Origin of the sequence: Micromonospora fiedleri (assembly GCF_016774385.1) — a bacterium.
Taxonomy (GTDB): Bacteria; Actinomycetota; Actinomycetes; order Mycobacteriales; family Micromonosporaceae; genus Micromonospora; species Micromonospora gifhornensis.
The window spans coordinates 123,040-138,037 of the sequence record NZ_JAETXL010000010.1 but is presented as its reverse complement, the minus strand read 5'-3'; the positions used below and the strand labels follow the sequence as shown (position 1 = coordinate 138,037).

Annotated in this window: 11 protein-coding genes and 1 pseudogene; 6 read left to right on the top strand and 6 right to left on the bottom strand. The window is 71.0% G+C overall.

The window, feature by feature from the left end:
* Positions 1-128: 128 nt before the first annotated feature.
* The 4 genes and pseudogenes from glgB to JMF97_RS25485 form a co-directional block, all read right to left on the bottom strand.
* Positions 129-2,231: a 1,4-alpha-glucan branching protein GlgB gene (glgB, locus tag JMF97_RS25500; protein WP_203223818.1), complete on the bottom strand. Its 2,103-nt coding sequence runs from the start codon at positions 2,229-2,231 to the stop codon at positions 129-131.
* A complete protein-coding gene (locus JMF97_RS25495; protein WP_203223817.1) occupies positions 2,219-4,282 on the bottom strand; it encodes an alpha-1,4-glucan--maltose-1-phosphate maltosyltransferase in 2,064 nt (687 codons plus the stop codon). Before JMF97_RS25495 ends, glgB begins: the two co-directional genes overlap by 13 nt.
* A 62-nt stretch (positions 4,283-4,344) precedes the next feature.
* Positions 4,345-4,707 (bottom strand): SDR family oxidoreductase, encoded by a 363-nt coding sequence (locus JMF97_RS25490; RefSeq protein WP_307817110.1) that lies wholly within the window; start codon positions 4,705-4,707, stop codon positions 4,345-4,347.
* 139 nt (positions 4,708-4,846) lie between these two features.
* Positions 4,847-5,593, bottom strand: a pseudogene (locus JMF97_RS25485) (FAD-binding protein); the annotation flags it as partial.
* A 139-nt stretch (positions 5,594-5,732) separates the two neighbouring features.
* Here JMF97_RS25485 and JMF97_RS25480 point away from each other — a divergent pair.
* From JMF97_RS25480 to JMF97_RS25470, 3 genes are all read left to right on the top strand, one after another.
* The gene (locus tag JMF97_RS25480; RefSeq protein ID WP_203223816.1) at positions 5,733-6,344 is read left to right on the top strand and encodes a dihydrofolate reductase family protein; all 612 of its coding nucleotides are present in this window, start codon (positions 5,733-5,735) and stop codon (positions 6,342-6,344) included.
* A gap of 95 nt (positions 6,345-6,439) precedes the next feature.
* A complete protein-coding gene (locus JMF97_RS25475; RefSeq protein ID WP_126712329.1) occupies positions 6,440-6,679 on the top strand; it encodes an AbrB/MazE/SpoVT family DNA-binding domain-containing protein in 240 nt (79 codons plus the stop codon).
* 13 nt (positions 6,680-6,692) lie between these two features.
* Positions 6,693-7,124 (top strand): type II toxin-antitoxin system VapC family toxin, encoded by a 432-nt coding sequence (locus tag JMF97_RS25470; protein WP_307817104.1) that lies wholly within the window; start codon positions 6,693-6,695, stop codon positions 7,122-7,124.
* Positions 7,125-7,255: 131 nt separating this feature from the next.
* Here the strand turns inward: JMF97_RS25470 and glgA are convergent, their stop codons facing one another.
* Positions 7,256-8,479 (bottom strand): glycogen synthase, encoded by a 1,224-nt coding sequence (gene glgA / locus JMF97_RS25465; RefSeq protein WP_238360118.1) that lies wholly within the window; start codon positions 8,477-8,479, stop codon positions 7,256-7,258.
* A gap of 71 nt (positions 8,480-8,550) precedes the next feature.
* On the opposite strand from glgA, the gene glgC reads away from it, so the two are divergent.
* Positions 8,551-9,783, top strand: coding sequence for a glucose-1-phosphate adenylyltransferase (glgC, locus tag JMF97_RS25460; RefSeq protein ID WP_203223814.1), 1,233 nt, complete (start codon positions 8,551-8,553; stop codon positions 9,781-9,783).
* A 52-nt stretch (positions 9,784-9,835) separates the two neighbouring features.
* Positions 9,836-11,482 carry a phosphoglucomutase (alpha-D-glucose-1,6-bisphosphate-dependent) gene (gene pgm / locus JMF97_RS25455; RefSeq protein ID WP_203223813.1) on the top strand — a complete coding sequence of 549 codons (1,647 nt, stop codon included), beginning with the start codon at positions 9,836-9,838 and terminating at the stop codon, positions 11,480-11,482.
* Positions 11,483-11,521: 39 nt separating this feature from the next.
* On the opposite strand, the gene wecB is transcribed toward pgm, so the two are convergent.
* On the bottom strand, positions 11,522-12,607 hold the full coding sequence (wecB, locus tag JMF97_RS25450; RefSeq protein ID WP_203223812.1) for a non-hydrolyzing UDP-N-acetylglucosamine 2-epimerase: 1,086 nt from the start codon (positions 12,605-12,607) through the stop codon (positions 11,522-11,524).
* A gap of 173 nt (positions 12,608-12,780) precedes the next feature.
* Here wecB and JMF97_RS25445 point away from each other — a divergent pair, with 173 nt between their 5' ends.
* Positions 12,781-14,949 carry a Gfo/Idh/MocA family oxidoreductase gene (locus tag JMF97_RS25445; protein ID WP_203223811.1) on the top strand — a complete coding sequence of 723 codons (2,169 nt, stop codon included), beginning with the start codon at positions 12,781-12,783 and terminating at the stop codon, positions 14,947-14,949.
* Positions 14,950-14,998: the final 49 nt, after the last annotated feature.

Genomic DNA, 14,998 nt, shown 5'->3' with positions numbered 1-14,998 from the left:
TTCAACCCACGCACAGGTTTTCGGTCAGGAACGGTGCGTGGGTTGAAGCAGAGCAAAGGGGTTGTGGGGGAGTACCGGCGGTCGCCGGAATCGCTGGTGAACGGGCAACCCCGCGCGGGGTTGCCCGTTCACGCGGGGCGGAGCCAGAGGGCGCCGAGTGGGGGGACGCGCAGCGTCACCGAGGCGGGTTGGCCGTGCCAGGGGACGGGCTCGGCGTGCACGGTGCCGAGGTTGCCGACGCCGGAGCCGCCGTACGGGTGGGCGTCGGTGTTGAGCACCTCGGCCCAGGCTCCGGCGGCCGGTAGGCCGATGCGGTAGTCCTCCAGCGGCAGGGCGGAGAAGTTGGCCACGCAGACCAGGGTGGCCCCATCGGGGGCGATCCGGACGAACGAGACCGTGTTGTTGGCGACGTCGTCACCGGCGAGCCAGCGGAAACCTGCGGGGGAGGTGTCCTGCGCCCACAGCGCGGGGGTGTCCCGGTAGACCCGGTTGAGGTCGCCGACCAGGCGTTGCACGCCGGCCCGGGCCGGGTCGTGCAGCAGGTACCAGTCGAGGCCGCGCTCCTCGCTCCACTCCCGGTCGTCGGCCAGCTCGCAGCCCATGAACAGCAGTTGCTTGCCCGGGTGCGCCCACATGTACGCCAGCAGCACGCGGACGTTGGCCAGTCGTTGCCACTGGTCGCCGGGCATCTTGCTCAGCAGCGAGCCCTTGCCGTGCACCACCTCGTCGTGGCTGATCGGCAGCACGTAGTTCTCGCTCCAGGCGTACGCCAGGGAGAAGGTGAGCTGATGGTGGTGGTGCTGCCGGTAGATCGGGTCCTTCGAGGTGTAGAGCAGGGTGTCGTGCATCCAGCCCATGTTCCATTTGAAGCCGAACCCGAGCCCGCCGTCACTTGTCGGGCGGGTCACTCCCGGCCAGGCGGTGGACTCCTCGGCGATCATCACCACCCCGGGGTGGTGCTTGTAGACCGTCGCGTTGGTCTCCTGCATGAACGCGATGGCCTCCAGGTTCTCCCGGCCGCCGTACTGGTTGGGCACCCACTGCCCGTCGTTGCGGGAGTAGTCCAGGTAGAGCATCGAGGCGACCGCGTCGACCCGCAGCCCGTCGACATGGAACTCCTCCAGCCAGTAGAGCGCGTTGGCGACCAGGAAGTTGCGCACCTCGCGGCGACCGAAGTCGAAGACGTACGTGCCCCAGTCCGGGTGCTCGCCGCGACGCGGGTCGGGGTGCTCGTAGAGCGGGGTGCCGTCGAAGCGGGCGAGGGCCCACTCGTCCTTGGGGAAGTGCGCCGGCACCCAGTCTAGGATCACCCCGATGCCGGCGGCGTGCAGCCGGTCCACCAGGTAACGGAAGTCGTCCGGGTCACCGAAGCGGGAGGTCGGGGCGAAGTAGCCGGTGACCTGGTAGCCCCAGGAGCCGCCGAACGGGTGCTCCATCACGGGCAGGAACTCCACGTGGGTGAAGCCCAGTTCCGTCACGTACGCGGCCAACTGCTCGGCCAGGTCCCGGTAGCCGAGGCCGGGCCGCCACGAGCCGAGGTGCACCTCGTACACGCTCATCGGCTCCTGGTGCGGCTGCTGCTTCGCCCGCCGCGCCAGCCAGTCCGCGTCGCCCCACTCGTACGTCGAGCGGTGCACCACCGAGGCGGTGGCCGGCGGCACCTCGGCGTACCCGGCCAGGGGGTCGGCCTTGTCCCGCCAGTGACCGTCGGCGCCGAGGATCCGGTACTTGTACCGGGCCCCCACCTGCACCCCCGGCACGAAGATCTCCCACACGCCGGTGGAGCCCAGGGACCGCATCGGCCAGCCGTCGTCGGGCGCCCAGCCGGTGAAGTCACCGACCACCCGCACGCCCCGGGCGTTGGGGGCCCAGACCGTGAACGCCACTCCGCCGTCGAGGACGCGGGCGCCGAGGGCCTCCCAGAGCCGCTCGTGCCGGCCCTCGCCGATCAGGTGCAGGTCCAGCTCGCCCAGGGTCGGCGGGTGCCGGTACGGGTCGTCGTGCGGCTGCCCGTCCCACTCGATGCGGTAGTCGAGCACCTCGCCGGGCACGGTCGCCTCGAAGACGCCCACCTCGTGCACCCGGGTCATCGGGTACCGCTGTTCACCCACCAGCAGGCACAGGTCGGTCGCACCCCGCCGCAGGCTGCGGATCACCGTACGGCCGTTCGCCGGGTGGGCACCGAGCACGGCGTGCGGGTCGTGGGTCTCCCCGGAGATCAGCTGGTCCATCGGGCGTCGTCCTTCGTCGCGGAGGCGGTGCCGCCACGGGGACCGGCGGCAGTGGCGGGCTCGGTGGTGGTGGCGGGCACGGTGGTGGCGGGGCGGCGCAGGGTGAGCACGTGGGCGGGTTGCAGGTACGGGTCGAGCCGGACCGCGTTGCGCTGCCCCCAGTCGTAATTGGCCCCGGTCAACTCGTCGTGCACGGTGAACCGGTCGTGCCAGTCCAGGCCCAGCGCCGGCATGTCCAGCGTGGTGTTGCCCCACTGCACGGTGTGCGAGTCGAAGGAGCAGACCACCAGCACCGTGTTGCCGGTCACCGGGTCGTGTTTGGACCAGCACAGCAGCGCCGGGTTGTCGATGTCGTGGAAGACCAGGTTGCGCAGCCGGTGCAGGGCCGGATTCTCCCGCCGCACCCGGTTCAGGGTGGCGATGAACTGCGCCAGCGACCGCCCCTGCGCCTGGGCCTGCGCCCAGTCCCGGGGCCGCAGCTCGTACTTCTCGTTGTCGAGGTATTCCTCCGCGCCCGGGCGGGCGACGTGCTCGAACAGCTCGAAGCCGGCGTACATGCCCCAGGAGGGGGAGAGCAGCGCGGCCAGCACCGCCCGGATCTTGAACATCGGCGGCCCGCCGTGCTGCAGGCTCTCGTGCAGGATGTCGGGGGTGTTGGGCCAGAAGTTCGGCCGCATGTAGTCGGCGGCCGCCACCAGCTCCGCGCAGTATTCCCGCATGTCGGCGGCCGAGGTCCGCCAGGTGAAGTACGTGTACGACTGGGTGAAGCCGACCTTGGCCAGCCCGTGCATCATCGCCGGTCGGGTGAACGCTTCGGCGAGGAAGAGCACGTCCGGGTCGACCCGCTTGACCTCCCAGATCAGCCAGTGCCAGAAGTCGACCGGCTTGGTGTGCGGGTTGTCCACCCGGAAGATCTTCACGCCCTCGCCGACCCAGTGCCGCACCACCCGCAGCACCTCGGCGCGGATGCCCTCGGGATCGTTGTCGAAGTTCAGCGGGTAGATGTCCTGGTACTTCTTCGGCGGGTTCTCCGCGTACGCGATGCTGCCGTCGGCGCGGGTGGTGAACCATTCCGGATGCTCGGTGACCCACGGGTGATCCGGCGCGCACTGCAACGCCAGGTCCATCGCCACCTCCAGGCCGTGTTCGGCGGCGGCGGCCACGAAGTCGCGGAAGTCCTGCGGCGTACCCAGGTCGGGGTGAATGGCGTCGTGGCCGCCCTCGGCCGCGCCGATCGCCCACGGCGAACCCACGTCGTCCGGCCCGGCGACCAGGCTGTTGTTGGGGCCCTTGCGGTTGACCCGGCCGATCGGGTGGATCGGCGGCAGGTACAGCACGTCGAAGCCCATGTCGGCCACCCCGGGCAGCCGTTCGGTGGCGGTGGCGAAGCTCCCGGAACGGGCCGGCGTCTCGGCCGTGGCCAGGATCGCCCCCTCCGAGCGGGGGAAGAACTCGTACCAGGCGGAGTACAGCGCCCGCTCCCGGTCCACCCAGATGCGGTACTCCTCGCCGGTGGTGACCAGCTCGCGTACCGGGTGCGCCCAGAGCAGGTCGGCCAGGGCCAGCGCCGGGGCGCTGCGCTGCGGCAGCGGCAACGTCGCGTCACCCAGGGCGGCGACGGCCTGCGCGATCCGGGCCTGCTCGGCCGCCGGCACCAGGTCGGCGGCGGCGCGCAGCACCCGTACGCCTTCGGCCAGGTCGTTGGCGAGGTCTTCCGCGCTCTGGCCGGCGGCGATCTTCTTGGTCACCGCGTTGTGCCAGGTCAGGTACGGGTCGCTGAACGCCTCCACGGTGAAGACCCACTCGCCGACCGCGTCCGGGGTGATGGTGGCGTGCCACCGGTCCCGGCCGGGCTCGCCGGGGTGCATCCGGGTGAACGGGCGGGCCCGCCCGTCCGGGCCCAGCCAGACCACGTTGCAGCCGAGCGCGTCGTGCCCCTCCCGGTACGCCGTCGCCGACACCGGCAGGAGTTCGCCGACGACCGCGCGGGCCGGGTAACGCCCGCAGGAGACGACGGGGGAGACGTCTTCGATCGGGAACCGTCCAGTCACCCCGTCAACCTACTGCGCGAGATCCTTTCGCGCTCGATTGCGCGCTGCTTCCACCACGCCGGTCAGCGCCGCGCCCGCCATGCCTTGGCGCGCCGCAGATAGCGCAGCACCCCGACCGGGCCGGTCGAGACGGGCCAGTCGTCGGTGCGGAAGTAGGCGTCCGAACCGCCGTCCAGGAAGATCACCGAACCGCAGAGAAAGTCGGCGGCCGGCGAGAGCATGAACGCCACCCACTCGCCGACGTCCGCCGGGTTGCCGCGCCCGCCGATCGGCACCGGCAGCCCTTCGACCGCCTCCTTCTCGCCCCGGGCCATCTGCTCCTCCAGCAGCGGGGTGGCGATGATGCCGGGGGCCAGGACGTTCACCCGGATGCCGACGCCGGCCCACTCCGGCGAGATCGCGGCGCGGCGTGCCCACCGCGTCACCGCCAGCTTCGAACTCGCGTACGCGAACGGTGCCGAGCGCTTGCCGAAGCGCCCCACCACGCGCAGCGCCCTGCCGGAGGGGCCGCAGGTTCGGGTTCGGCGTCACCGTCGGATCGCCGTAGTAGCGGTCGTACGCGCTTGCGCCGCGCGCGAAGTCGTCGTCGACGCCGGCGGCGGCGAACCTGTTGAACCGCGCCAGGGTGGCGGTCAGCGCGTCGGCGTCCACACCCATCGACCGGGCGAGGTCACCGGGGGTGCCCGCGCGGTGCGCGATGCCCGCCGCGTACCAGGACTTCGGCAGCGGGGCGCGGGGGAACTGCGTGCCGGCGAAGACGTAGCTGTCGCGGTACCGCTTGTCGAAGACCAGCCACATGGTCGGCAGCGCCCCACCTTCGCGGGCGAGGCCGAGCACCCGCTGCCCGAACGTCATGTAGTCGCAGGACTCGTTGACGAACCGACGGCCCGTGCCGTCCACCATGAGCGACCCGGGCAGGGAACGCTCGGCGAGGAGCACCGACGGCGCGGCGTCGCCGACCGGCGCGACGGCGGGGAACCACCACGCCTGCTCCATCAGGTCGGTGCCGGCGCCCGCCTCCTGGGCGGCGGGGATCCCGTCACCGGTGTTGCTGTCCGCGCCGAGGCTCCAGCCGCCCAGGTCGCGGTGGTGGTGGGCGTGCCGCAGCGGCAGGTCGTGGTCGAAGCCGCCGGTGGCGAGCACGACACCCCGCTCGGCCCGTACGGCGAATGTCGTCTCCCCGTGGCGCAGCTCGGCGCCGACGACCCGGTCCCCCTCGACCAGGAGCCGCTCCAGCGCCGTCTCGGTCCAGACCGGGATGCCGGCGCGGCGGACGCCGGCGAAGAGGCCGGTTTGGCAGGAAGCGTCAATAATCGGCCGCCGGCTGGGCCTGCCGTCGGCCGGCTGGAATGTCGGACGGGTGCGTCACGATGTCATCGATCCGGATTGCCCGCTTCGACCGCGTCCGGTGCTCGTACCTCTGCTGGCTCGACTCGAAAGGACCACGGCGATGGCCAAGGTCGTCTCCACGCTGTTCATCTCCGCCGACGGGGTAGCCGAGATCGACCCCGACTGGCACTTCCCGTACTTCGACGACAACATGGGCCGCGCCGTCGACGAGGACTACGCCACGGCCGACGTGATGCTGATAGGCCGCAAAACCTACGACAGCTTCGCCGGGGCCTGGCCCGACCGCGAGGCCACCGGCGGGGAGGACGCGGCGTTCGCCAAGCAGATCGGGGACATGCGCAAGGTGGTCGTCTCGCGCCAGCAGCTGCAGTTCTCCTGGCGGAACTCGGAGCTGATCGAGGGCGACCTCGTCGACGCCGTCGCCGCGCTCAGAGCCGACGCCGGTATCCGGGGCGTCCTCATCCCCGGGTCGATCTCCGTGGTGCGGCAGCTGCTCGCTGCGGGGCTGGTCGACGAGCTGCGCCTGCTGGTGCACCCCGTCGCGGCGCGCAGGGGGCGCCGGCTGTTCGATGACGGCGACGCCCGGTATCACCTGCAGGTGCTGGCGACGGAGGTCTTCCCGACGGGCGTGATCCGGGTGAACTACGCGCCGACCGCCGCCCCCGCGCAGGCCGGCTACGACGACGTCAAGAGCCAGCTCCAGGCCGGATGACGTGTCCGGTCATGATCGTTAGCTCGGAAATGCTGCCACACTGTCGGCATCCGCTTGTAACACGTATCGTGTGTATTACGTATCAGGGGGCAGCCATGAAGCTGAACAGCAAGGGGCAGGTGACCATCCCGGCCGAGCTGCGCGTTCGGCACAACTTGCACGAGGGCGACGAGGTGGACGTGATCGAGGAGGGTGGCGCCCTGCGCATCGTGCGCGTCGAGGACGCCGAGACCCGTGGGCGACGCCTGGTTCGGCACATGCGTGGGCGGGGCGGTGCCCGGGAGGTGGAGGGCATGTCGACCGACGACCTGATGGATCTGCTTCGTGGCGACTGAACGGATCCGGGGCGTGGCCAACCGGGCACCCGACACGATCGCGACTCTGGTCGACACCAACGTCCTGCTGGACATCTTCACCGACGATCCGAAGTGGGCCGACTGGTCGGCTGAGGCACTGGCTGCCGCGCGCGACGCCGGCGTGCTGGTGATCAACCCCATGGTGTACGCCGAGGTGTCCGTGCGGTTCGCGCGGGTTGAGGACCTCGACGATGCCCTGCCCGCCACGGACTTCCTCCGCGAGGAGCTGCCGTACTCCGCAGGCTTCCTCGCCGGCAAGGCGTACGCGCGATACCGCAGGCAGGGCGGCGCCAAGCGTTCGCCGATTGCCGACTTTTACATCGGGGCACACGCGGCGGTTTGCCGCTACCGGCTACTCACCCGCGACAGCAGCCGCTACCGCACGTATTTCCCGACCTTGACGCTGATCGCGCCCGAGGCGTAGTCATGGCTCGCCCGGCGACGACTCGTGGGTGACGGCCGCTGCCACCGTGCCGCTCGCCCAGGCCCTCCGGCCTGCTCCGGCTGGCCGCGAGTATCCACGTCCCCTCAGTGGGGCGCGAGAGGGGTGCTCGTCTATACCGTGGGCGTTGGCAGGGGGCCCTTCCTCACCTCCTCGTAGAGCGCGAGGGTGCGGGCGGCGATGGCGTCCCAGGAGAAGTGCTCGACCGCGCGGCGACGTCCGGCCCGACCGAGCGCGGCGGCGCGCTCGGGGGAGGCCAGCAGCTCGTTCATCCGCGCCGCCAGGTCGGCCTCGAAGCGGGCCGGGTCCACCGGCGTGCCGTCCAGACCGGCCTGCTCGATCGGGACCAGCAGCCCCGTCTCGCCGTCGGCGACCACCTCGGGGATGCCGCCGGTGGCGGTGGCGACCACCGCGGTCTCGCAGGCCATCGCCTCCAGGTTGACGATGCCCATCGGCTCGTACACCGACGGGCAGACGAAGATGGTGGCGTGGGTGAGCACCTGGATCACCTCGGGCTTGGGCAGCATCTCGGCCACCCAGATCACCCCGGACCGGCTCGCCCGCAGCTCGGCGACCAGACCCTCCACCTCGGCGGCGATCTCCGGCGTGTCCGGTGCCCCGGCCAGCAGCACCAGTTGGGTGTCCGGGGGCAGGTCGCGGGCGGCGCGCAGCAGGTGCGGCAGGCCCTTCTGCCGGGTGATCCGCCCGACGTAGACCACGCTGGGCAGGGCCGGGTCGATGCCGAGTCGGGCCAGCACGTCGGTGCCCGGATCGGGGGCGTACTGCGCGGTGTCGATGCCGTTGTAGATCACGTGCACCCGGTCCGGATCCACCGACGGGTACGCGGTCAGCACGTCAGCACGCATGCCGGCGCTGACCGCCACGATCGCGTCGGCCGACTCGTACGCGGTGCGTTCACACCAGGAGGAGAGCGCGTAGCCGCCGCCGAGCTGCTCGGCCTTCCACGGTCGCAGCGGCTCCAGGCTGTGCGCGGTCACCACGTGCGGCACCCCGTACAGCAGCTTCGCGGTGTGCCCGGCCAGGTTGGCGTACCAGGTGTGGCTGTGCACCACGTCCGTGCCGGCACACCCGGCGGCCATCTCCAGGTCCACCCCCATGGTCCGCAGCGCCGGGTTCGTCCCGGCCAGACCCGCCGGTTCGGCGTACGCCCGCACGCCCGGCTCACTGCGCGGCGCGCCGAAGCAGTGCACCCGGACCTCGGCGAGCCGACGCAGCTCCCGGGCCAGGTACTCGACGTGCACCCCGGCGCCGCCGTAGACCTCCGGCGGGTACTCCCGGGTGAGCAGGTCGACGCGCAGCGGGGTGGAGTCGGTCATGCCCGGCACCCTAGTGCAGAAGTGTGCCCGTACGAGTGGTGAAGCGGCACCGGGATGGATAGCGTCTGGTCATGGCTGAGAAGGTGCTCGCGATCGTCCTGGCCGGCGGAGAGGGCAAGCGTCTGATGCCGCTCACCACGGATCGGGCCAAGCCGGCCGTCCCGTTCGGCGGGATGTACCGCATGGTCGATTTCGTCCTCTCCAACCTGGCCAACGCCGGGTACCTGAAAATCGTGGTGCTGACTCAGTACAAGTCCCACTCCCTCGACCGGCACATCACCAAGACCTGGCGGATGTCGACGCTGCTCGGCAACTACGTCACGCCGGTGCCCGCGCAGCAGCGCCGCGGCCCGTGGTGGTTCGCCGGCTCGGCCGACGCGATCTACCAGAGCTTCAACCTGATCTACGACGAGCAGCCCGACTACGTGATCGTCTTCGGTGCCGACCACATCTACCGGATGGACCCACGGCAGATGGTGGAGGAGCACATCGCCTCCGGCGCCAGCGTCACCGTGGCCGGCATCCGGCAGCCGCTGTCCACCGCCGACCAGTTCGGTGTCATCGAGGTCGCCGAGGACGGCCGACGGATCCGGGCCTTCCGGGAGAAGCCCACCGACGCGGTCGGGCTGCCCGACGCGCCCGACGAGATCTACGCCTCGATGGGCAACTACGTCTTCACCACCCGGGCGCTCATCGACGCGGTCGAGCGGGACGCCGAGGACCGGTCCAGCAAGCACGACATGGGCGGCAGCATCATCCCGATGCTGGTCGAGCGGGGCGAGGCGAACGTCTACGACTTCCGCGACAACGAGGTGCCCGGCAGCACCGACCGGGACCGGGGCTACTGGCGTGACGTGGGAACCCTCGACTCCTTCTACGACGCGCACATGGACCTGATCAACGTCCACCCGGTGTTCAACCTCTACAACTTCGACTGGCCGATCTACACCGAGCAGCCGCCGTACCCGCCGGCCAAGTTCGTGCACCAGTGGGGCGAGCGGGTCGGTCGCGCGGTCGCCTCGATGGTCTCGCCCGGCGCAGTGATCTCCGGCTCACTTGTGGAGAACTCGATCGTCTCGCCCAAGGTGAAGGTGCACTCCTGGGCGCACGTGGACGGCTCGGTGCTGATGGAAGGTGTCGAGATCGGCCGACACGCGGTGGTGCGCCGGGCCATCCTGGACAAGAATGTCCACGTTCCCGAGGGCGCCGAGATCGGCGTCGATCTGGAACGCGACCGGCAGCGCTACACCGTCTCCGACAACGGCATCGTCGTCATCGGCAAAGGTCAGAAGGTGGAACCGTGAGCGCGAGGAGTGAGCTTGCGAGCCCCGCAGTCGCGAACGAAAGGCAAGCACAGTGAGTGGTCACCCTCGTGCCGGGCAGCCGGCGCAGCCGGCCGATCTGGTCGACGTTCCGCGACTGGTGACTGCCTACTACGCCGAGCATCCGGACCCCGCCGACCCGGCCCAGCAGGTCTCCTTCGGCACCTCGGGGCATCGCGGGTCGAGCCTGCGCAACGCGTTCAACTCCGACCACATTCTCGCCGTCACCCAGGCGCTCTGCGACTACCGGCAGGCCCAGGGCGTCGACGGGCCGCTCTTCCTCGGCCGGGACACCCACGCGTTGTCCGCGCCGGCCGCCGTCGACGCGCTGGAGGTGCTCGCCGCCAACGAGGTCACGGTGCTGCTGGACAGCCGCGACGGCTACACCCCCACCCCGGCGGTGTCGCACGCAATCCTCACCCACAACCGGGGCCGCACCGCCGGGCTCGCCGACGGCATCGTGATCACCCCGTCGCACAACCCGCCGGACGACGGTGGGTTCAAGTACAACCCCACACATGGCGGCCCGGCCGACTCCGACGCCACGAAGTGGATCCAGGACCGGGCGAACGCGATCCTGGCCGCCGGGGGAAAGGAGGTGCGCCGCATCCCGTACGCGCGGGCCCGCGCCGTCGACACCACCGGCACGTACGACTTCCTCGGCGCGTACGTCGACGACCTGCCGGCGGTGCTCGACCTGGACGCGATCCGGGCCGCCGGGGTCCGCATCGGCGCCGACCCGCTCGGCGGCGCCAGCGTCGCCTACTGGGGTGAGATCGCCGACCGGCACCGCCTCGACCTGAGCGTGGTCAACCCGACCGTCGACCCGACCTGGCGGTTCATGACCCTCGACGGCGACGGCAAGATCCGGATGGACTGCTCCTCACCGAACGCGATGGCGTCGCTGATCGCCATGCGCGCGGACTACCAGGTGGCCACCGGCAACGACGCCGACGCCGACCGGCACGGCATCGTCACCCCGGACGCTGGGCTGATGAACCCGAACCATTACCTGGCCGTGGTGATCGCCCACCTGTTCGGCACCCGTGAGCAGTGGGGTCCGGCCGCGGCGGTCGGCAAGACCCTGGTCTCCTCCTCGATGATCGACCGGGTGGCGGCCGACCTCGGGCGTCCGCTGCTGGAGGTGCCGGTCGGCTTCAAGTGGTTCGTGCCCGGGCTGCTCGACGGCACGGTCGGCTTCGGTGGGGAGGAGAGCGCAGGGGCGTCGTTCCTGCGCCGCGACGGCGGCACCTGGACCACCGACAAGGACGGCATCCTGCTCTGCCTGCTCGCCTCCGAGATCATCGCGGTGACCGGCCGTACGCCGAGCGAGCACTGGGCCGAGTTGGCCGGACGTTTCGGCGCGCCCGCGTACGCCCGGATCGACGCCCCGGCCACCCGGGAGCAGAAGGCCGTGCTCGGCAAGCTCTCCCCGGAGCAGGTACGCGCCACCGAGCTCGCCGGTGAGCCGATCACCGCCACGCTCACCACGGCGCCCGGCAACGGGGCGCCGATCGGTGGGCTGAAGGTGACCACCGAGTCGGGCTGGTTCGCCGCTCGCCCGTCCGGCACCGAGGACGTCTACAAGATCTACGCCGAGTCCTTCCAGGGCCCGGAGCATCTGGCCCGGATCCAGCAGGAGGCCAAGGACGTCGTCGACTCGGTGCTCGCCGGCGGGTAAGGCTGCCCACGCCCGGCGGTCTCGACGGTGGACTCCCGCTCAGCGGAGGAATTCGGCGATCACCTTGGCGATGCGTTCACCGGCTCGCCCGTCCCACAGTGGCGGCACCGGCCAGTCGGCGGCGGGTCGGTCGGTGGCCAGCAGGGCGCGTACCTCGTCGACCAGGCCGGCCCGGGTCACCAGCCGGTTCGTGCCGTGGGTGATGGTCACCGGGCGTTCCGTCTCGGCCCGCAGGGTCAGGCACGGCACGCCCAGCACCGTCGTCTCCTCCTGGACGCCACCGGAGTCGGTGACGACCGCCCGGGCGCCGCGCACGAGGCTGAGGAACTCCAGGTAGCCCAGGGGTTCGACGACCCGGATCCCTGGGTACGGGTACAGGCCGGCTGCGGCGAGTCGTTGCCGGCCGCGCGGGTGCAGCGGGAGCACGACCTCGATCTGGTCGGCGACGCCGTGCACGGCCTTGGCCAGTTCGGCGGCGTCACCGGGATCATCCACGTTGGCCGGTCGGTGCAGGGTGGCCACCACGTACCGCTCGGGTAGGCCGAGTTGGCCGCGGATGGCGGCCGCGTCGAAGCGGGGCAGGTTGGCCAGCAGCGTGTCGATCATCGGGTTGCCGACGAAGTGCACCTTCTCCGCGGCGATCCCCTCGTTGCCGAGGTGCACCAGCGCGTCCGGGCTGGTGGCGAAGAGCAGTTCCGACAGCCGGTCGGTGACCAGCCTGTTGATCTCCTCCGGCATGGCCCGGTTGAAGCTGCGCAGCCCGGCTTCCACGTGGGCCACCGGGATGGCGAGCTTCGTGGCGACCAGGGTGGCCGCCAGCGTCGAGTTGACGTCACCGTAGACGACCACCAGGTCGGGGTCGGCCTCCTGGAAGGACGTTTCGAGCCGCACCATCATGTCGGCGGTCTGCCGCCCGTGGCTGCCGGAGCCGACGGCCAGGTTCTCGTCCGGTTCGGGGAGCCCGAGCTGCCGGAAGAAGACGTCGGACATGCGCTCGTCGTAGTGCTGTCCGGTGTGCACCAGTCGCTGGGCGACGTCGTGACCGTCGAGCGCACGGATCACCGGTGCCGCTTTCGGAAAGTTGGGACGCGCGCCGGCGATGTGCAGAACCGTGGCGGTAGACAAATATTCCTCGCATGATTCGGCAGCTATTGTGCAATGACGCGCCAATGATACAAGTTATCCGGTTTGGTAATGGTATTCACCGTACAATTTGGCGCGACGGAGGCGTCGCTGTGTGCACCGCCGGAAGGGCTGGCTGTCGCGGACGCCAGGTGTTCTCCCCGAAGGCAGGTCCCGTGAAGCAGGTCGTCCAGTCCGTGTCCGGTGGCGAGGTCAGGATCGTCGAGGTTCCGCAGCCCGAACCGACCGCCACCGAGGTGCTCGTGGCCGTACGCCGGTCCCTGCTCTCCGCCGGGACCGAACGTGCCGTCCGCGAACTGGCGTCGGCGAGCCTGCTCAGCAAGGCACGGGCCCGGCCGGACCTGGTGCGTCAGGTCGTGCACAAGGCCCGCACGGACGGGCTGCGTACCACGCTCGCGGCGGTGCGGGGCCGGCTCGACGAGGACATGCCGCTGGGGTACAGCGCCACCGGTGTGGTGGTCGCCGCCGGTGCCGCCACCGACGGCCTCCGGCCGGGCATACGGGTGGCCACGGCCTCGGCGGGGCACGCCGAGTACCAGACGGTGCCCGGCCTGCTCGCGGTCCCCGTACCCGACGGGGTGTCGGACCAGGCCGCCGCCTTCGGTGCGGTGGCGGCCATCGCGATGCAGGGACTACGACAGGCCGAGGTGGGAGTGGGCGGCACGGTCGCCGTCGTCGGCCTCGGTCTGGTCGGGCAGCTGACGGTCCGGTTGGCGCTCGCCTCGGGGCTTCGCGTCATCGGTGTCGACCTGCGCGAGTGGACGGCCGAACTGGCCACCAGCGGTGGTGCGACCGGCCTGGTCGAGGCCGGCGCGGCGACCACCGAACAGATCATGGAGCTGACCCGGGGGCGGGGCGTCGACGCGGTCCTGATCACCGCGGCGACCCGCTCCTCGGGGCCGGTCACCCGCAGCGCCGAGATCGCCCGGGACCGCGCCCGGCTGGTCGTGGTCGGCGACGTCGGGTTGGAACTCGACCGGCGGGCCTTTTACGAGCGGGAACTGGACCTGCGGTTCGCCCGCAGCTACGGTCCCGGCCGTTACGACCGGGCCTACGAGGAGTGGGGCGTCGACTACCCGGCCGGGCACGTGCGCTGGACGGCGCGCGGCAACATCGAGACCTACCTCGACCTGGTGGACAGCGGTCGGGTCGCGGTCGACGACCTGGTCACCCACGTGTTCGAGGTGGAGCAGGCGACCGCGGCGTACGAGGCGCTGGCCGCCGATCCGCGTTCGCTCGCGGTGCAGTTGAGCTACGCGGCCCCGACCGAATCCCGCGCCGACGCGGTGCTGCTGCGTCCACGCCGTGCCTCGTCGCGGCCCCGGGCCGGGCTGATCGGGGCCGGGCTGTACGCCAAGGCCACGTTCCTGCCCGCGCTCAAGGCCGCCGGCTGGGCGGACGATCTCGCCGCCGTCACCTCCGCCAAGGGGCTGTCCGCGCGACACCTCGCCGAGCGCAACGACATCCCGCTCGTGGTCGGGACCGCGGCGGACCTGATCGGCCGCGACGACATCGACGTGGTGTTCGTCCTCAGCCGGCACGACTCGCACGCCGGCCTGGTCCGGCAGGCGCTGGACGCCGGCAAGCACGTGTTCGTGGAGAAACCACTGGCGTTGACGCAGGACGAACTCGACGAGGTCGTCGACGCGTACCACCGCAACTCCGGTCACCTGTTCGTCGGCTTCAACCGGCGGTACGCGCCGATGGTGGGCCACGCGAAGAAGATCCTGGCCGCCGGTGGCGGGCCGGTGACGGTCGCGTACCGGATCAACGCGGGACGGTTGCCCGACTCGCACTGGTATCACGACCGACGGCAGGGCGGCCGGATTCGCGGCGAGGTGTGCCACTTCATCGACCTCGCGTCGTGGCTGGTGGGGGCGGCGCCGAGCGTGGTGCACGCGTACGGCGGCGGACGGGGTGAGCCGGGGCTGGAGGAGGACGTGAGCATCCTGCTCGGATACCCGGACGGCTCCACCGCGACGATCAGCTACTGCACCGGCGGCAACCGGAGCACCGCCAAGGAGCGGGTGGAGATCCTCGGCCGTGGACACACCGTACTGATCGACGACTTCCGGCGGCTGGAGGTCGACGGCCGGGAGGTACGGCGGGTGGCCGCAGGCAAGGGACATCAGCAGCTGCTCGCCCTGGTCAGGCGGACGATCGTCGGTGACCGGTCCGACGATCGGGAGATCGAGGCATCGTTCGTCACCACCCGCACGGCGCTGGCCGCGGTCGCGGCGCTGACCGGCCCCGCCGAACAGCCGTCGATTCCGCCCACCCGGACGGGCGACGACGTCAGCGTGAGCGTCCCACTCGGCTCGTGACTCATGAGGGCGGCGGTCGGCCGAGGCCGACCGCCGCGCCACGCTTGTG